Below are 17,381 nucleotides of genomic sequence, written 5' to 3' on the forward strand. Positions count from 1 at the left end.
CGGTCAACTGCCGGGGACGCGGGCCTGCCAGGCGTCCTCGTCCTTCGAGCGGCGCTCGACGCCGGCCGGGAGCTTGTTCTTGGCGAGATCGATCAACGTCGTGTTCTCGAGTACGTCGCGCAGGCTGGCGCGAGCCGCGATCCAGACCCGTTGGAGGACCACCGCATGTTCGTTGTACGAAACGCTCTCCGGCCGCACACCGGAGATACTCACGATCGGCCCGTCGACTGCCCGCATCACGTCGGCGACAGAGATGTCATTGGGGTCGACGGCCAGTCGCCATCCGCCCGACTGCCCACGCTGGCTGGACAGCACGCCGGCCCGGCGCAGGTCGGCGAGGATGCCCTGCAGGAAGCCGTGCGGGATGCCCTGCGCCCGGCTCAGCTCCTCGGCCGACACCACCGAAGGATCGTTGGCCACCCACCGTTGGGTGATCTCGATCAGAGCTCGCAACGCATAGTCAGACTTCGCCGAAACCCGCATGTCCCGCAGTCTGCCGCATCCGGCCACTCACCCGCCGCATCCCCCGCACACAGACGCCTGGTCAAGCCCGCGGATGCGCCTGCTGATAGGCCTTCCGAAGCCGGTCGCCGGACACATGCGTATAGACCTGCGTCGTCGCCAGCGACGCATGCCCGAGCAACTCCTGCACGCTCCGCAGATCCGCGCCACCTTCCAGGAGATGGGTGGCCGCCGTATGCCGCAGTCCGTGCGGAGCCAGATCCGGTACGTCGACGACCGCGATCCGCTCGTGCACCATCCGTCGTACCGCTCGCTGATCGATCCGGCCACCCCGCGCGCCGAGGAAGGCGGCCGGACCGCTCCCCTCACGCGCCAGCTTCGGCCGCGCCTCGGCAAGCCACCGTTCGAGCGCCTCCGAAGCAGGCACGCCGTACGGGACAGACCGTTCCTTGCGGCCCTTGCCGAACACGCGGACGACGCGGCGCGACCGGTCGATGTCGTCGACGTCCAGTGCGCACAGCTCGCCGACGCGGATCCCGGTCGCGTACAGGAGCTCCATGATCGCGAGGTCACGCAGCCCGACCGGACTTCCGTCGTCCGCCGCAACGGCAGCGGCGTCGAGGACGGCGCGCGTGTCCGCCTGGCCGAGAACGCCCGGCAGGGTCTTGTGCGGGTTGGGGCTGGCGAGCAACGCTCCCGGATCCGTACCGATCCGTCCGGTCCGCCGCGCCCACGCCGTGAACACCCTTGCGGCCGTGGCCCGCCGGGCCATCGTGCTGCGGGATTTCCCCAGACTTTGCTGTTTGGCCAGCCAGGACCGCAGCCCCCGGATGTCCAGCCCGCCAAGATCATCGTGACCAAGCCGAATCAAATGTTCGAGTAAATCCGCGACATCTCCGATGTAGGCTCTAACCGAGTGAGTGCTGAGGTCTCTTTCCGCCGTCAGATGCCGTTCGTAGTCAGCCAGTAACTGAGTGAAACCTTCCGGCCAGGAAGGGTTCCCACTGACATCGTCCGGCGTCATGTCTTGACGATGCGTGAGGCGGCCCGGCATCGCAAGCCACCGCGCGGAGACCGGCGAGAGGAGGTCTGGTCGATAACCCGACGGTCGACTACTGTTCGGCCCGATTGCCCTAGTAGCAACGGAGGCACCCCTGACCATGGCCCCCTCAGCGAACGGACAGACCGTAGGCCGGCGCCTGCCGGTCGAGTCGGCGTTCACTCGAGTCGAGGACGCGCGGCATCGTCTGCCGCGCTTGTTCGGTCGTCGCGACCTGGTCGTACTCGGCCTGGGCGTGATGATCGGTTCTGGCATCTTCAGCATCAGTGGCGTCCAGGCGGCCAACGTCGCCGGACCGGCAGTGATCCTGTCGTTCGTCATCGCCGCGATCGTCTGCGTGCTGGCTGCGGCCTGTTACGCCGAGCTGTCCTCGACGATCCCCGTCTCCGGTAGCGCGTACACCTTCAGCTACGTGACTTTCGGTGAGATGTGGGCCTGGCTCGTCGGTTGGGCGCTCGTGCTCGAGCTCGTCACCGCGGCGGCGATCGTCGCCCGCGTCTGGTCGGCGTACTTCCTGGCCACGCTGGACGGATTCGGAGTCACGCTGCCCAGCGGGGTGGCCCAGTTCTTCGGTCCCGAGGCCAAGCTCAATCTCGTTGCGCCGTTGCTCCTGCTGGTCCTGACCGCGCTGATCGTCACCGGCACCAAGCTGTCGGCCCGGGTGCTGACCGTCGTCGTGATCGCGAAGGTCGCGGTGATCCTGCTCGTCGTGATCGTCGGTGCCGCGCACATCAACATGGCGAACTACCACCCGTTCGTGCCGCCGGCCCGCGCTGCGCCCGCGACCGCGAGCCCGACGTTGCTGGGCTGGATCCTGGACTCGTCGTTCGGTTCGTTCGGGACGATGGGCATCTTCACGGCCGCAAGCACGATCGTGTTCGCCTATATCGGGTTCGACCTGATCGCGACGGCATCGGAGGACGCCCGCAGCCCGCGGAAGACTGTCCCGCAAGGGATGCTGCTCGGCGTCGGCGCGGTGACGATCCTCTACATCGCGATGGCCGTCGTCCTGGTCGGCATGCGCCCGTACGGCAAGCTCGGCGGCGCCGCGCCGGTCTCCGAAGCATTAGCAGCGGTAGGCGTCGGGTGGGCCGCAAAGGTGGTCAATCTAGGCGCGTTGCTCGCGTTGATGACCGTGATCATGGTGGTCCTCATCGCGCAGAGCCGCGTCCTGTTCAACATGGGTCGTGACGGCCTGCTGCCGAAGAGCCTCGGCCGGGTCAGCCGGGTCTACTCCTCCCCCGCCCGCGCCGCCGGCTTCGCGGGTCTCGCCGCGCTGGCGCTCACGCTGTACCCGAAGGTCCTCGAGCTCGAGGAGCTGCTGGTCATCGGCGCCCTGTTCTGCTTCGCGTTCTGCGCGGTCGGCGTACTGACGCTGCGTCGCTCGGAACCCAACCTGGAGCGTGGCTTCCGGGTGCCGATGGTCCCGCTGATCCCGCTCCTGTCGCTCGCCGCGACGGTGTGGCTGATGCTGAACCTGAAGACGAGCACCTGGACCAAGTTCGGCGTCTGGATGGTCATCGGCATCGCGATCTACGCACTCTACGGCCGCTGGCACAGCCGCCTGGCCAACGAGGACAGCTGGGACTTCGACCTCGGCGACACCGACCCCGGCACCGGCGGCCTCCAACCGATCCGCACCGACCAGGACCGCCCACCCGAGCTCCGCGCCATCCGCACCCCACCCGCCCAACCCCAAAAACCCACCCGCGGCAAACACATGCGCAACTAGCCCCGCTTCACGGCCCGCCCCACCCCTCCTGCTCGCACCCCACGCGTCGGCATCCAGTTCGCTGTCTGCCGCCATGCTGCGCCAGACCCGACGCATCACATGGGCCGCAGGTCCTCGACCACGATCCGGCGCCGCCCGCTCAACCGCCCAGCAACCACCAAGCGACACGCCGCAGGCTCAATCTCAACGCACCGGACCCGACGCACCACACGCGCCGCAGGTCCTCGACCACGACACCGCGCCGCTCGGCCAGCCGCGCAGCGACCACCGAGCGACAACACACCCCAGGCTCAACCCCAACACGCCGGACCCGACCCACCACAAGAGCCGCAGGTCCTCGACCACGACCCCGCGCCGCCCGCTCAACCGCCCAGCAACCACCAAGCGACCACACACCGCAGGCTCACGCTCCACACAGCTCGACACACCGGACCCGACACATCACAACGGCCGCAGGTGCTCGATCATGACGCCGTGGTGCTCGCTCAACCGCTCGGCGATCAACGAGCGATGGCAGGCGGCGGGCTCAAGCTCGACACAGAGGAGCGCTGCGATCCCATCGCTCGGCAGCGCTGACATGATCGACGCGAGGTCAGCGTGGTCGAGGATCTCGGTCGTGTAGCGCCGGACGTACTCGGCAGCGAGCTCGCGGCGCGAACGCTTGCCCACCCGTCGCCGCTCATCCTCGGCGTACTGCAGCTCACGTAGCTCGGTAGTCGGTGCGAGTTCAGGGTGATGTTCGTAGGCGATCCGGGCATCAGCGAGAGCCCTCTGCAGCCGAACCGAGTTCGCCCAGGCGTACTCAGTTCCCCGCACCCCACGCCGCTGCCGTACGTCGAGCACCAACCGAACGCCGGCCCCCTGCAGCCGTTGCAGAAACGACTCGACGTCAAACCCGTAAACGCCGATCGTCCCCACCACCAAGCTCATCCGACGGCTATCCCTTCGAGTTCGACCAGCAGGGCGGGGATCGCAAGTCCCGTCTCCCCGAGCGTCGTAGCCGGCGTCGCCACCCCAGCAACACCCAATCGCGATGCCAGCACCCCGTAGCGCTGAAACGGCAAATCGACCTTGGTGGAGCACACATTGAGTGGGACGAGATTCGCGAGGGACATGCCTGCGTCACCCAGGACGGCCTCCAGGTTGTCGAAGCTCGACTTCACCCGCGCCGCCATGTCACCGGCGTGCTCGGCTTACCGTCGCCCCACATCGCGGTCTGCCCGGCGCAGTACAGCGTCCGGGTCTGGCCGTAGCCGATCCCGGCCTGGTTGTACCCCAGGTCCAGCAACCAGCTCCACGGGTTGACCGTCGTTCGCTCCACATCCACGTCAGCTCCATCCGATCGATCGACAAGCTGGTCCGCCGGCCAAGCCAGCCGGCGCTGACGTCGTACTAGAAAGTCTCCTAACGCAGCAGCCCTCGCACCCCAGTCCCCACCCTCCACACCCGAGCTACCACAATCGCCACCCGCCACGCCCTACGTACGGCGGAACGCGGCGATCCTCCCGGCCCCTCCTAACACCGCCCACATACGCCCGGTTGGCTGCGGAGCGAGGGTGGGAGGCGCCAGCCGGCCGGGATCGGGTCACGAAGGTGCCGGTGGGGACGGAAGACGCCAGCCGCCCGGGGTTCAGGTCACGAGAGCGCGTGCGGCGACGGGACGAAACAGCCGGATCGGGTTCGTGCCATGAAGGTGCAGTCGAGGACGGGAGGCGCCAGCCGGTCGGGGGCTCGGGTCACGACGGCGCGGACGGGCTCGGGAGGCGCCAGCAGGTCGGGGGCCCGGGTCTCGACGGCGCGAACACGCACGGAAGGCGCCAGCCGGTCGGAGTACAGGTCACGACGGCGCACACCGGCCCGCAAGACACCAGCCGGACGGGGTTCGTGCCACGAAGGTGCAGGCGAGGACCGAAGGCGCCAGCCGGTCGGGGCCTCGGGTCACGACGGCGCGGACGGGCTCGGGAGGCGCCAGCAGGTCGGGCCTCGGGGCACGACGGCGCGAACACGCACGGAAGGCGCCAGCCGGTCGGAGTACCGGTCACGACGGCGCACACCCGGCCCGCAAGACACCAGCCGGACGGGTACGAGTCACGAGGGTTCGGGTGGGGATGGGAGGCGCCAGCCGGTGGGGGTTTGGGTTATTAGGGCTAGGGCGGTTAGGGCTTCTAGGGATTGTTGGGTGGTGGGGAGGTCCAGGCCGGCGGTGACGGCTATGCGGGTGGCGGGGGCTGGGTGGAGGACAGGGACGGCGTCGAGGGTGCGTTGGAGGTCGGCATCCAGGGTGTCGGTCAGGGATTGGGGGGCTCGCGGGAGTTGGGTGAGGCCGGCGCCGTACGGCGAGACTGCTTCGATGATGTCGGCGACGCTGGTGGCTAGTACGGCGTTGCGTTCTCGGACGAGCAGGTGGCTGCCGGCGGACATGCGGGAGGTGACGGGGCCGGGTACGGCGAGGACGGCGCGACCGCACTGTTCGGCCCAGCCGGCTGTGTTGAGGGCGCCGCTGCGGATTGCGGCTTCGATGACGACTGTGCCTTGGGTGGTCGCGGCGATGAGGCGGTTGCGGGCGAGGAAGCGGAGCTTGGTCGGCGAGCAGCCGGGCGGGAGTTCGGCGACGACCAGACCCTCCTCGACGATGCGACTGAGCAGGGCTGAGTTGCGTTTCGGGTAGCTGACGTCGACACCGCAGGCGAGCACCGCGATCGTCGTACCGGAGACTGCGAGCGCGCCGCGGTGGGCAGCTGCGTCGATGCCGAAGGCGCCGCCGGACACCACGGTCACACCAGAGTCAGCTAGACCGGCAGCGAGCTCGGCGGCGACGTGTTCGCCGTACGACGAGCAGGCGCGTGCACCGACGAGGGCGACGGAACGCTTCAAGGCATGCCGCAGGTTTGCCCGGCCACGGACCCACAGGCCGAATGGGACGCCGGCGCGCCGGGTCAACTGCCCGGCCTCGGCGAGAATCTCCACCTCGTCCGGCCATTCGTCGTCGCCGGGGATCACGAACCGGGCTCCGGCGGCAGCGGCGCGCTCGAGGTCTCGCTGTGGGTCGACTTCGGCCAGGCGGGTCGACCAACGCTCGAGGCCGGAGGACTTCTCGCGGAGGCGGTCCCAGATCTCCAGGGCGGGCATCCCGTCGAAGGCCTTCAGCGCGGCGAGGTCGCCCGGCTCGACGACGCGGGACAGGCCGGCGCGGGCCAGGCGTTCTCGATCCCCGTTGCCGTCGGCAATCACCTCGGCGCCGCCCGCTCCTCCCCCGGAGCCGATCGCATCGGTGGTCAGTGCATGGTTCGTCATCGAGCGATTCCTCTGAGAGAGCGAACGTCGGGCAGTGACGCGATGGGCTCGCCGGCGCGGACCAGGCGTTCTTGGTCTCCGTCGGTGTCGGCGATCACCTTGGAACTGCCCGCTCCTCTCCCGGAGCAGGTCGCGTCGGTGGTCAGTGCATGGTTCGTCATCGAGGGATTCCTCCGAGGGACCGGACGTCGGACAGTTGCGTCGCCGGCTCGTCGGCGCGGGCCGGGCGTTCTTGATCTCCGTTGCCGTCGGCGATCACCTTGGAGCCGCCCGGTACTCCCCCGGAGCAGGTCGCCTCGGTGGTCAGGGCATGGTTCGTCATCAGGCGATTCCTCCGAGAGAGCGGACATTGGACAAAGGCGCGAACAGCTCGCCGGAGCGGGCCGGGCGTTCCAAGGCTCCGTTGGTGTCGGCGATCACCTCGGCGCCGCGTACTCCTATCCCGGAGCCGATTGCCTCTGTGGTGAGGGCATGGTTCGTCATCAGGCGACTCTTCTGACTGAGCGGACGTCGGACAAATGCGCCGACGGCTTGGCAGCGCCGGGCAAGTGTTCTTGGTCTCCGGTGGTGTCGGCGATCACCTTGGAGTTGCACGCTGCTTCGGTGGAGGCGGTTGGGTTGGTGGTTGGGGCTTGGTTTGGCATTAGGCGGTTCCTCTGAGGGGGCGAGTGTCGGATAGGGGGACCAAGGGTTCGCCGGCGCGGAGTTGGAAGGCTTCGTGGGTTAGCTCGACGGTTGGGGTGCCGGTGCCGGCCAGGTCGGCCAGCGTCCAGGCCAGGCGGACGACGCGGTCGAAGCCGCGGGCGGTGAGGCGGCCGGCTGCGTAGTGGTCCTCGAGAAGTTTGTTGCTTGGGGCATCCAGGGGATGTTCGCGGCGGAGGATCGGGCCGGGGACCTCGCTGTTCAGGATCCAGGCTGTGCCCTGGTAACGGTGAGCCTGGCGGTCGCGGGCGAGCTGCACCCGTTCGGCAACGACGGCGGTCGATTCGGCGGGCTCGCCGTCGCTGATGGTGCGTGCCGCCGGGAGGATCTGACGTTGGATGTCGATGCGGTCCTTGATCGGCCCGCTGATCCGTTGGCGGTAGCGCGCCAGCACCTGAGGTGTGCAGCTGCAGATGCCTTGATTGGTGCCGGAAAGCCCGCATGGACACGGATTGGCCGCGAGCACGAGCATGAATCGGGCAGGGAACTTCGCGACCGCAGCAGCCCGGTGGACTTCGACGAACCCGGACTCGAGTGGCTGGCGGAGTGTGTCGAGGGTCAGCGGATGCATCTCGGGGGCCTCGTCGATGAACAGGATGCCGCGATGGGCGCAGCTGATGGCGCCGGGCCGTGGCACACCGGACCCACCGCCGACCAGGCTGGCCAGGGAGGCAGTGTGGTGTGGCGCGATGAACGGCGGCCGGACGACGAGCTCGGCGTCGTTGGTGAGCAGGCCGGCGAGTGAGTGAACGGCCGAGACTTCGAGTGAGTCGTCGGTGCTCAGGTCGGGCATCAGCCCTGCCAACCGTTCCGCGAGCATCGTCTTGCCGGAGCCCGGCGGTCCGTGCAGGAACAGGTGATGGCCACCGGCTGCGGCGGCTTCGATGGCGCGGCGGCCCTCGCGTTGGCCGATCACGTCGTCGAGATCGACCGCCGGAACACGCGTCAGCGACTCCGACACCAGGCGTGGCTCGGCGCGAGGCGGAGCTTCGTCGGGGATCTCGACGCCGCGGAGGAGAGCGAGGACCTGACGGAGCGAACGTGCGCCGTACACCTCGATGCCTGGGACCAGACGTGCCTCGCCGACGTTGAGGTCTGGGACGACGATGCGATCGAAGCCGGCTCGGGCCGCGGCCAAGGTCATGGCCAGCGCGCCGCGGACCTCGCGGATGCGGCCGTCGAGGCCGAGCTCGCCGATGATCGCCGTCTGACGGAGAGAACTGGGATCGACGACACCGGCCGCGGTCAGAAGCGAGAGTGCGATCGCGACGTCGTAGTGCGAGCCGGTCTTGGGCAGGGTGGCGGGTGACAGGCCGATGGTGACCTTGCGGTCGGGGAATCGCTCACCGCTGTTGACCACGGCGGCGCGGACGCGGTCGCGAGCTTCGGACAGGGACGTGTCGGGCAGGCCGATCAGGGTCGTTTTCGGCAGGCCTTGGGCGATGTCGGCTTCGACCTCGACCAGGTGGCCCTCCAGGCCGACCAGCGCGACGGACCAGGTCTGTGCGAGCGCCATCAGGCCACACCCCGCACATGGTCGACGGTGGGTGGCGTGTTCTGGTCGAACAGGACGGCGACGATGTCGATCCGGATCGCCGCCGGTCTGAGCTGATGGGCCTGCAGCCAGCGGCCGGACAGCTTCCGGAGCGTGGTCAGCTTCCGGTAGGTGATCGACTCCAGCGGGCTGCCGTAGTTGAGCCCGCGCCGGGTCTTCACCTCACAGACGACGAGTGTGTCGCCTTCGCGCGCGACGATGTCGATCTCGCCGAGCTCGCAGCGCCAGTTGCGCTCGAGCACCGCGAAGCCGTGCTCGCTGAGATACCTCGCGGCGAGATCCTCGCCGTACCGTCCGACGGTGTTCCTGGTCCGCATCGTTGACCACCTCCGGCAGAGAACATGCCGGGATCAGGCCTGCGAAACGGACCTCCCCTTCAGAATGTGGAAAACCGCCCGCCTGTGGAAAAGCTCAGCGGCCGAAGTCGGAGTCCTTCGGGACTTCCAGGTCGGACTTGGCGAGCTCTTCGATGTTGACGTCGCGGAAGGTGACGACCTTGGCGTTCTTCACGAAACGGGCCGACCGGTAGACGTCCCAGACCCATGCGTCGGCCATTGTCACCTCGAAGTACACGTCGCCGCCCTCGGTCCGCACCTTCAGGTCGACCGCGTTGCACAGGTAGAACCGCCGCTCGGTCTCCACGACGTACTTGAAGATCCCGACGACGTCCTTGTACTCCCGATAGAGCTGCAGCTCCATATCGGTCTCGTACTTCTCGAGGTCATCGGCACTCATCGATTGCTCTCCACTCCGGTGGGACTGGTCACATTCTGTCCCATATCGGGCCGCAGACTGCGGCGGACATTCTCAAACCGCCGTCGATGTTGCGGGCACGGGCCGTATTCGTCCAGTGCCGCCTGGTGTTCGGGGGTGCAGTACCCCTTGTGGATCGCGAACCCGTACTGCGGGTACACGGTGTCCCAATGCTGCATCACCCGGTCACGGGTCACCTTGGCGATCACGGACGCGGCGGCGATACACGCCGCTACGCGATCACCCTTCCAGATCGCCAGCCCCGGCACGCCGAGACCGTCGACGCCGAACCCGTCGGTCAGCACGTACGACGGGCGCACGTCGAGCCTGAACAGCGCCCGGCGGAGCGCCTCCACGTTCGCGACGTGCATGCCGAGCCGGTCACACTCCGCGGCCTCGATCGAGACCACCGACCAGGCCAGGGCGCGCTTACGGATCTCCTCGTAGCACCGGTCCCGCGCCTTGGCGGTCAGCAGCTTGGAGTCGGCGAGCTCCGGGATCTGGCCCCGTTTGCCCTCCGGCAGGATCACCGCGGCCGCCACCAGCGGGCCGGCACAGGGCCCACGACCGGCCTCGTCGACGCCGGCGATCGGGTCCAGGCCGACGCGGCGCAGGGCACGCTCGTACCCGTACAGCCCGGCGTCTCGCCGTACCGTGCTCCCGCGCGGCAACGCGCTCATTCAGCCCTCCGCATCACACAACTCACCCTAGGCGTCAGAGGCGACAGGTTCTCACTTAGGTGGTGGCGTGAGCGATATGGAGGGTTTGTCAGGCGCCGGACCGGGGGCCGGGACCGCCTTGAACGTGTCGGGTACGCCGAGTTTGCTCCAGCGGCCAGCAGGCCAGACGATCGATATCGCCCGCCCGGTGACCTTGTCGAGCGGCACGAACGCCGCGTCGCCCTGATTACCGCCGTTCGCGTCGAGATCCTGCAAGTGCACGCGAGAGTCCCCGGACGCGGAGCGGTGGTCGCCCATCACGAAGATCCGGCCCGCCGGGACGGTGACCTGGAACTCCATCTGGGACGGGGAATCCCCCGGATACAGGTACTTCGTCTCGTCGAGCGGCTGACCGTTGACCAGCAGGCGGCCCTTGGAGTCGCAGCAGGCGACCTTGTCACCGGGCATGCCGATCAGGCGCTTGATCAGGTGGCCGTGGCTGGAATCCGGCAGCAGACCGACGATCTCGAAGAACCGGCCGACCGAACCGCGCTTCTGGCCGCTCTCCTCCGGGCCGAGCCAGCCGCCCGGATCCTCGAACACGACCACGTCACCGCGCTTGACGTCGGTGAGCTTCTCCACCACGACCCGGTCACCGACCAGCAGCGTGTTCTCCATCGACTCGCTCGGGATGATGAACATCTGCCCGACGAACGCCCGCAGGATCGACGAGACGATCAGGGCCCCGACCACGATCAGCACGAACTCCCGGGCTGCGGCCCCGAAGCCCGAACGATGGGCGGGTTTTGGGTCCGTCTTGGTCGGTGTATCGGTCACTTCTTCAGCCCCGGCTTCTTGAAGGTTTCCGGAGGACGCAGCATCGTCATCCGGTCAGACGGCCAGATTACGCAACAGGCCCGGCCAACCACGTTCTCGACCGGCACGAATCCGCCGCCGGGGCCGCCCATATGGGCACGCGAGTCGGCGGATTCGGCGCGGTTGTCGCCCATCACCCACAGATGTCCGGCCGGCACCAGCACGTTGAACGGCACCTCGGACGGCTTGGCGTCCTTGAGCAGGTACTCCCGCTCGTCCAGCGCGATCCCGTTGACGGTGATCTGGCCCTGCTTGTTGCAGCAGATCACCCGGTCGCCGCCGATGCCGATCACCCGCTTCACCAGGTGACCCTCGCCACTGCGGGGCAGGATGCCGACGAACTCACCGATCCGGCGCAGCGTGCCCGGCTGGGCCTGCTCCTCGTTCAGCCAGTTGCCCGGGTCCTTGAACACGATGATGTCGCCGCGGTCGACGTCCCGGTGCAGGTAGCTGACCTTCTCGGCCAGGATCCGGTCGTCCTTGGTCAGCGTGTCGTACATCGACTCCGACGGGACGTAGAACGCCTCCGCGACGAACAGCCGCAGCACCACGGTGATGACGAGCGCGAGCACCGTCACGGTGCTCATCTCGACGAGCAGGCTGAGCAGCGGATTCCGCTGCTTCAGCCTGCGGTGACGTCCCTTGCTGCGACGCGCCCTCGAGGCTACCGGGCGAGGGCGAGCTCGAGTCGCAGTGCTCGGCGCCATCGGAGACCGTCGTCGTTACGCGGCGTCAGGAGGCCGGGATCTCGCGCTTCTCCTTGATCTTCGCCGCCTTACCGCGCAGCTCGCGCAGGTAGTACAGCTTGGCGCGGCGGACGTCGCCGCGGGTCACGACCTCGATCTTCTCGACGATCGGGGTGTGCAGCGGGAAGGTCCGCTCGACACCGACGCCGAAGCTGACCTTGCGGACCGTGAAGGTCTCCTGCAGGCCACCACCCTGGCGCCGGATCACGACACCCTTGAACACCTGGACGCGGGACCGGTTGCCCTCGACGACCTTGACGTGCACATTGACGGTGTCGCCGGGCCGGAAAGCGGGGATGTCGTCACGCTTGCTCGCGTTGTCGAGCTCATTCAGGATGTTGCTCATCAGGTGTCTCTTCCTCGCGCGTGCCACAGGTCACCCACGAATGTCGGTGGTGATGAAGTCATCAAGAGGCTGCCGGTCGGTGGTCACCCCCTGTGGCAGGAGCACCGAAGGGCAGCAGCAGACAATCTTGCCACACGCCCCACACCGTGACGAAATCGCCCGAGTCCACAGCACAGCGTGAGCGTGACCCCGGCGTGACGACCGTCACTTCCGGCGACGGCGTTTGGTCAGGTAGACCAGATCCACCTTCGGCGTCTGGGCCTGGCGGCTGCTCTCCCGGTAGCCCGCCTTGCGGTACAGGGCGAGGTTGCGCTCGCTCTTGGCACCGGTATTCAGGACGTATGACGTCACATCGGACGGAGCCAACTGTTCGGCCGCGCGGAGCAGACGGGCACCAAGACCACGCCCCTGCCAGTCGGGGGCTACGACGAGACGCTCTATCTGCCCCACCGGCCCGTCGACGGTCAGCTGGACGGAGCCGACGATGCGGGCACCGGCGACAGCCTTCAGGGCGACGGAGCGCTCCAGACGGTCCGCTGTGTCGGCGACGTCCTCGGTGAGGGGCGGGATCGTGTAGTCGTCGTACAAGCGGGCCTCGGAGAGGAAGCCGGCCAGTTCCAGCACGTGGATCTCACCTGCGTCGGCCGCGGTGGCCGGGAGGATGCGGACCGCGTCGGGGTCGTCCTTGGCCGCCAGTACGTCACCCCACGCCGCCAGCAGGTCCGGCCGGCGTTCCGCAGTACGGCGTACTGACTCTTCGTGGTGCCAATCGGCGATCAGCCCGTGGTTCCCGGACAGCAGGACCTCAGGTACGTCGTAGCCGCGCCAGCTCGGGGGCTTCGTGTACACCGGGTACTCCAGCAGGCCATCGCCCGAGTGAGACTCCTCCGCCAGGGACTCCGGGTTGCCGATGACACCGGGCAGGAGGCGAGCGACTGCCTCGACCATGACGAGTACTGCGACCTCGCCGCCGTTCAGCACGTAGTCGCCGATGGACACCTCGTCCACGCGCATCCGCTCACCGGCATACGACGCCACGCGCGCGTCGATGCCTTCGTACCGGCCGCAGGCGAACGCCAGCCACGGCTCGGCCGCCAGCTCGTACGCGAGCTCCTGGGTGAACGGACGCCCAGCCGGAGTCGGCACGATCAGCCGCGGCTGCGCCGGACCGTCCACGGGAGCGATCGCATCGAGCGCGAGACCCCACGGCTCCGGCTTCATCACCATGCCCGCTCCCCCGCCGTATGGGGTGTCGTCGACGGTTCGGTGGCGGTCGTGGGTCCACTCGCGCAGGTCGTGTAGGTGGACGTCTAGGAGGCCGCTCTTCGCCGCCTTGCCGACCAGCGAGACGTCGAGGGCAGCGAGGTACTCCGGGAAGATCGTGACGACGTCAAGCCTCATCGGTCGGGACCACCTCGGCACCGTCCGGGTCCAGCAGACCGGGCCGGTCGGCCACGACGACGTACTGCTTCTCCAGGTTGAGCTCCGGGACCAGCTCCTCGACCAGCGGGACCAGCACGGCGTTGCCGGCCGGGCGGCGGATCTCCAGGAGGTCCTGCGACGGGAGGTGGACCACGTCGATCACTTCACCGACGTCCGCGCCGTCTGTGGTGCGTACGGCGAGGCCGATCAGCTCGCGGTCGTAGTACTCGTCGGGGTCCTCCGGGCGCTCGTCCTCGTCGACCTCGGCCTGCACGGACAGGTTGCGCAGCAGCTCGGCGGCAGTCCGGTCCGGCACCTCGGCGAACTTCACCAGCAGCCGCCCGCTGTGCCAACGGCTCGACGCCACCGTCAGCGTGCGGGACACCTTGGCGTCCGTCACCAGGGTCGCGCCGTCGGCGAACCGGCGGTCCGGCTCGTCGGTCCGTACGTCGATCCCGACCTCGCCCTTGATCCCATGCGCCCGGCCGATCCGCCCGACTGTCACCAACACCTGCACAAACCCTTCTCCGGAGATCAACTGAGGGAAGAATAGGACGAAGGGCCACACCCCAGACCGGGTGCGGCCCTTCGAAGGACTGCTGAGCTCAGCGGCGCGGGCGCCGGTTGAACTCGTCGACGAAGTCGATGCGGAGTGAGGACTCCGAGCTGAGGGCGCCGACGACGGTGCGGATCGCGGTGGCGGTGCGGCCGTTGCGGCCGATCACCTTGCCGATGTCGTCGGGGTGGACGTGCACCTCGAGGGTGCGTCCGCGGCGCAGGTTCCGGGACCGGACACTGACGTCGTCGGGGTTGTCCACGATGCCTCGGACCAGGTGCTCGAGCGCCTCGGTCTCCATCATCGTCAGGCCTCGGTGGTCTCGGCCGGCGCCTCGGCGGCGGGCGTCTCGTCGGCCTTGGGAGCCTCGTCAGCCTTCTCGGCCTTGGGTGCCTCGTCGGCCTTGGCCGCCGGAGCCTCGGCCGCGTCGTCGGCCTTCGGGGCCGACTTCTTCGCCGCGGACTTCTTGGCGGTGACCGCCTCGGTCTTCAGCGAGCCGTGGGCCTCGGCCAGCGCCTCGTTGAAGATCTCCTGCTTGTCCCGCTTCGGCTCGGCGACACGGAGCGGCGCCGGAGCCGGCTCGCCCTTGAACTTCTGCCAGTCGCCGGAGGCCTTGAAGATCGCCTCGACGGCCTCGCTCGGCTGCGCGCCGACGCCCAGCCAGTACTGCGCCCGCTCCGACTCGACCCGGATGAACGAGGGCTCGGTCTTCGGGTTGTAGATGCCGATCTCCTCGATCGCCCGGCCGTCCCGCTTGGCGCGGGCGTCCATCACGACGATGCGGTAGTGCGGGGTGCGCTTCTTGCCGATGCGCTTCAAACGGATCTTGACTGCCACTTTTGGGTGGTCTCCCTTGGAATTCCTGTCTTGGTGAGCAGCACGACGCGTCGTGGGGACAACGCAGTGACGGCTCGATGGGCCGGCCGGGCAGTGGAGTTAGAGGGCTGCACAGAACCTGGACGGACTCAGCAGGCCATTGTGCCAGATCCGGCGTGTCCCGGACCAATCGACCTCAGGCCAATCGGCCTCACGCTCGGAGATAGGCGAGGTCCGGCAGGCTCTCGACGTACGTATCCAGGAGGCTACGCGCGACCGTCACCGAGTCGATGAGCGGGTGATAGGCGAGCGCCTTCACCGCAGCCGACCTCGAGGACGTCGTGGCGGCCTCGATCGTGGAGCGCTCGACGGCCTTCACCGAACAGACCAGACCTGCCTGGTGGTCGGTGAGCTGGGACACTGCCACCGGCAGCGCGCCGTTGGCGTCCACAGTGCAGGGGATCTCCACCACGGCGTCGTCGTCCAGATGATGCAGTACGCCGCGGTTCCGCACGTTCAGGATCAGGGAGGCCCGCTCGTTGTGCGCGATCGCCCGCATCAGCGACAGCGCGACCTGCTCGTAGCCGCCCGCCTCCATGTCGCGCTCGTCCCGCTCCCCCGCGTCCGCGACCTCACGACTCTCCACGCCGTACGTCGACTCCCGCTCGGCCCGCGTCTTCTGCCAAAGCTCGAGCGCTTCCTCCGGGTGCTTCCCGGTCTCCGCGTAGAACGCGGACTGCTGCTCCAGCAAGAACGTGCCACGCGTCTGCCGCACAGCCTGTACGGCGGCCAGCGTCTCCCGCGCGAAGTAGTAATAGTGCAGGTACTCGTTCGGGATCGAGCCGATCGACCGCAGCCAATCCGGACTGAACAGCCGCCCCTCCTCGAAGGAGCTCAGTGCGTCGTCCGACTGCAGTAGGTCAGGGAGCCGATCCACACCACCCGAGCGCAGACCGCGAAGCCAGCCGAGGTGATTGAGTCCGGCGTAGTCGTAGAACGCGGTCGACGGGTCCACGCCGAGCGCTAGAGCGGCCCGGCGCCCCAGTCCCGACGGCGAGTCGCAGATGCCGATCACCCGGTCACCCAGGATCGGGATCATCGCCTCGGTGACCATGCCGGCCGGATTGGTGAAGTTGATGGTCCACGCTTCCGGTGCGACAGCTGCGATGCGCTGAGCGATCCGTACGGCGACCGGCAGCGTCCGCAGTCCGTAGGCGATCCCACCCGCGCCGACTGTCTCCTGACCGAGTACGTCGAGGTCGAGCGCCACACGCTCGTCGATGGTGCGTCCTTCGAGGCCGCCGACCCGGATGGCCGAGAAGATGAAGTCGGCACCACGCAGTGCGTCGTCCAGGTCGGTCGTCTCCGTCACCACCGGAGGCGGAAGCGGATGCTCAGTGGTGGCCGCTTGCTGACGAAGGACCGCACCGATGGCTCCGAGCCGGGTGCGGTCGGTGTCATAGAGGACCACTTCGGTGATCCGTCCGGCGCCGCGGTCGCCCAGCAATGCGTGGTACACGAGCGGAACCCGGAAGCCGCCCCCGCCCAGGATCGTCAGCCTCATGCCAGCACCACCTGTACTCCCGCCTCGGTCAATTGGGTCCGGGTTGCCTCGTCGGCGCCTGGCTCGGTCACCACCATGGAGAGCTCCCCCGGCTCGCACACCCGGGCCACCCCATGGCCCGGGAACTTCGTCCTGTCCGCGAGCAGCACGACCTGGTCGGCCGCCTTGATCATCGCTCGCTTGACCGGCACCTCGATCATCGTGCTGTCCATCACCCGGCCGTCCGGCCGCACCCCGCTCGTCCCCAGGAACAGCCAGTCGACGTGGATCTGCCGCAGGCTCTCCTCGGTCAAGTATCCGACCAGGGACCGGTAGCTGCGCCGCACGAAGCCGCCCAGCACGATCAGCTCGATCTGCTCGTCGTTCTGCAGCTCCTCCAGCACTGCGAGGTTGCTGGTCACCACTGTCACCGAACGCCCGTGCAGGTGCTGCGCGACCCGGAGTGCCGTCGTGCCGATGTCCAGCAGGACGGACTCGCCCTCGCTCACCAGCTCGGCGGCGCGACGAGCGATCCGGTCCTTCTCCTGCGCATGGACGGCGTTGACGTCTGCGAAGGGCTCGTCGCCGCCGTCGACGGCGAGTGCACCGCCGTACACCCTGGTCAGCCGGCCCTCGGCGTGCAGCTGCTCGAGGTCGCGCCGGATGGTCGCCTCGCTGACGCCGAGCTTCGCAGCAAGCACTTTGACGCCCCCGGCCCCATCGGCCCGGAGCGCGCGGACGATCTGATCCTGTCGCTGCTTCGGCAACACATCGCAGACGGTATCACGCAAACTCCGTCATTCTCAGTCAAATCTTTGACCAGGTATTGCGGATCTTGCGCAAGCAACCTTAGATTCAC

The 17,381-nt window shown here is 68.1% G+C and carries 22 protein-coding genes; 1 reads left to right on the forward strand and 21 read right to left on the reverse strand.

The window, feature by feature from the left end:
- Positions 1–3 precede the first annotated feature (3 nt).
- Positions 4–483, reverse strand: coding sequence for an Rrf2 family transcriptional regulator (locus AB0J62_RS37315; protein ID WP_134111615.1), 480 nt, complete (start codon positions 481–483; stop codon positions 4–6).
- Between the two features lie 61 nt (positions 484–544).
- Positions 545–1,486: a tyrosine recombinase XerC gene (locus tag AB0J62_RS37320; protein WP_363881725.1), complete on the reverse strand. Its 942-nt coding sequence runs from the start codon at positions 1,484–1,486 to the stop codon at positions 545–547.
- A gap of 136 nt (positions 1,487–1,622) precedes the next feature.
- On the opposite strand from AB0J62_RS37320, the gene AB0J62_RS37325 reads away from it, so the two are divergent.
- Positions 1,623–3,254: an amino acid permease gene (locus tag AB0J62_RS37325; RefSeq protein ID WP_363881727.1), complete on the forward strand. Its 1,632-nt coding sequence runs from the start codon at positions 1,623–1,625 to the stop codon at positions 3,252–3,254.
- A 441-nt stretch (positions 3,255–3,695) separates the two neighbouring features.
- On the opposite strand, the gene AB0J62_RS37330 is transcribed toward AB0J62_RS37325, so the two are convergent.
- The 19 genes from AB0J62_RS37330 to AB0J62_RS37420 all read right to left on the reverse strand — a co-directional run bounded on the left by AB0J62_RS37330 (position 3,696) and on the right by AB0J62_RS37420 (position 17,292).
- The gene (locus AB0J62_RS37330; protein ID WP_363881729.1) at positions 3,696–4,184 is read right to left on the reverse strand and encodes a DUF488 domain-containing protein; all 489 of its coding nucleotides are present in this window, start codon (positions 4,182–4,184) and stop codon (positions 3,696–3,698) included.
- A complete protein-coding gene (locus tag AB0J62_RS37335; RefSeq protein WP_363881731.1) occupies positions 4,181–4,429 on the reverse strand; it encodes a hypothetical protein in 249 nt (82 codons plus the stop codon). Before AB0J62_RS37335 ends, AB0J62_RS37330 begins: the two co-directional genes overlap by 4 nt.
- Positions 4,414–4,581 (reverse strand): hypothetical protein, encoded by a 168-nt coding sequence (locus AB0J62_RS37340; RefSeq protein ID WP_363881733.1) that lies wholly within the window; start codon positions 4,579–4,581, stop codon positions 4,414–4,416. Before AB0J62_RS37340 ends, AB0J62_RS37335 begins: the two co-directional genes overlap by 16 nt.
- Before the next feature lie 761 nt (positions 4,582–5,342).
- On the reverse strand, positions 5,343–6,548 hold the full coding sequence (gene dprA, locus AB0J62_RS37345; protein ID WP_363881735.1) for a DNA-processing protein DprA: 1,206 nt from the start codon (positions 6,546–6,548) through the stop codon (positions 5,343–5,345).
- A 157-nt stretch (positions 6,549–6,705) separates the two neighbouring features.
- The gene (locus AB0J62_RS37350; RefSeq protein ID WP_363881737.1) at positions 6,706–6,870 is read right to left on the reverse strand and encodes a hypothetical protein; all 165 of its coding nucleotides are present in this window, start codon (positions 6,868–6,870) and stop codon (positions 6,706–6,708) included.
- The gene (locus AB0J62_RS37355; RefSeq protein WP_363881739.1) at positions 6,870–7,031 is read right to left on the reverse strand and encodes a hypothetical protein; all 162 of its coding nucleotides are present in this window, start codon (positions 7,029–7,031) and stop codon (positions 6,870–6,872) included. Before AB0J62_RS37355 ends, AB0J62_RS37350 begins: the two co-directional genes overlap by 1 nt.
- Before the next feature lie 160 nt (positions 7,032–7,191).
- The gene (locus AB0J62_RS37360; protein WP_363881741.1) at positions 7,192–8,766 is read right to left on the reverse strand and encodes a YifB family Mg chelatase-like AAA ATPase; all 1,575 of its coding nucleotides are present in this window, start codon (positions 8,764–8,766) and stop codon (positions 7,192–7,194) included.
- The gene (locus AB0J62_RS37365; RefSeq protein WP_363881743.1) at positions 8,766–9,122 is read right to left on the reverse strand and encodes a YraN family protein; all 357 of its coding nucleotides are present in this window, start codon (positions 9,120–9,122) and stop codon (positions 8,766–8,768) included. Before AB0J62_RS37365 ends, AB0J62_RS37360 begins: the two co-directional genes overlap by 1 nt.
- A 94-nt stretch (positions 9,123–9,216) precedes the next feature.
- Positions 9,217–9,540: a DUF2469 domain-containing protein gene (locus tag AB0J62_RS37370; protein ID WP_012922325.1), complete on the reverse strand. Its 324-nt coding sequence runs from the start codon at positions 9,538–9,540 to the stop codon at positions 9,217–9,219.
- Positions 9,537–10,238 (reverse strand): ribonuclease HII, encoded by a 702-nt coding sequence (locus AB0J62_RS37375; RefSeq protein ID WP_134111609.1) that lies wholly within the window; start codon positions 10,236–10,238, stop codon positions 9,537–9,539. Before AB0J62_RS37375 ends, AB0J62_RS37370 begins: the two co-directional genes overlap by 4 nt.
- A gap of 51 nt (positions 10,239–10,289) precedes the next feature.
- The gene (lepB, locus tag AB0J62_RS37380) at positions 10,290–11,054 is read right to left on the reverse strand and encodes a signal peptidase I (protein WP_363881746.1); all 765 of its coding nucleotides are present in this window, start codon (positions 11,052–11,054) and stop codon (positions 10,290–10,292) included.
- Positions 11,051–11,680, reverse strand: coding sequence for a signal peptidase I (gene lepB, locus AB0J62_RS37385; protein WP_363881748.1), 630 nt, complete (start codon positions 11,678–11,680; stop codon positions 11,051–11,053). Before lepB (AB0J62_RS37385) ends, lepB (AB0J62_RS37380) begins: the two co-directional genes overlap by 4 nt.
- 145 nt (positions 11,681–11,825) lie before the next feature.
- Positions 11,826–12,185, reverse strand: a complete 360-nt coding sequence (gene rplS, locus AB0J62_RS37390; RefSeq protein WP_130449271.1) for a 50S ribosomal protein L19 — start codon at positions 12,183–12,185, stop codon at positions 11,826–11,828.
- 204 nt (positions 12,186–12,389) lie between these two features.
- The gene (trmD, locus tag AB0J62_RS37395; protein WP_363881751.1) at positions 12,390–13,586 is read right to left on the reverse strand and encodes a tRNA (guanosine(37)-N1)-methyltransferase TrmD; all 1,197 of its coding nucleotides are present in this window, start codon (positions 13,584–13,586) and stop codon (positions 12,390–12,392) included.
- The gene (gene rimM, locus AB0J62_RS37400) at positions 13,576–14,118 is read right to left on the reverse strand and encodes a ribosome maturation factor RimM (RefSeq protein WP_363881753.1); all 543 of its coding nucleotides are present in this window, start codon (positions 14,116–14,118) and stop codon (positions 13,576–13,578) included. Before rimM ends, trmD begins: the two co-directional genes overlap by 11 nt.
- Positions 14,119–14,212: 94 nt before the next feature.
- Positions 14,213–14,464, reverse strand: a complete 252-nt coding sequence (locus tag AB0J62_RS37405; RefSeq protein WP_134111728.1) for an RNA-binding protein — start codon at positions 14,462–14,464, stop codon at positions 14,213–14,215.
- Positions 14,465–14,469: 5 nt separating this feature from the next.
- Entirely contained in the window at positions 14,470–15,000 is a 531-nt protein-coding gene (gene rpsP, locus AB0J62_RS37410) for a 30S ribosomal protein S16 (RefSeq protein ID WP_363881755.1), read from the reverse strand.
- 190 nt (positions 15,001–15,190) lie between these two features.
- Positions 15,191–16,543: a 6-phospho-beta-glucosidase gene (locus AB0J62_RS37415; RefSeq protein ID WP_363881757.1), complete on the reverse strand. Its 1,353-nt coding sequence runs from the start codon at positions 16,541–16,543 to the stop codon at positions 15,191–15,193.
- A complete protein-coding gene (locus tag AB0J62_RS37420; RefSeq protein ID WP_363881759.1) occupies positions 16,540–17,292 on the reverse strand; it encodes a DeoR/GlpR family DNA-binding transcription regulator in 753 nt (250 codons plus the stop codon). The genes AB0J62_RS37415 and AB0J62_RS37420 overlap by 4 nt, the downstream gene beginning before the upstream one ends.
- Between the last annotated feature and the right edge of the window lie 89 nt (positions 17,293–17,381).

Origin of the sequence: Kribbella sp. NPDC049584, assembly GCF_040675555.1 — a bacterium.
Classification (GTDB): domain Bacteria; phylum Actinomycetota; class Actinomycetes; order Propionibacteriales; family Kribbellaceae; genus Kribbella.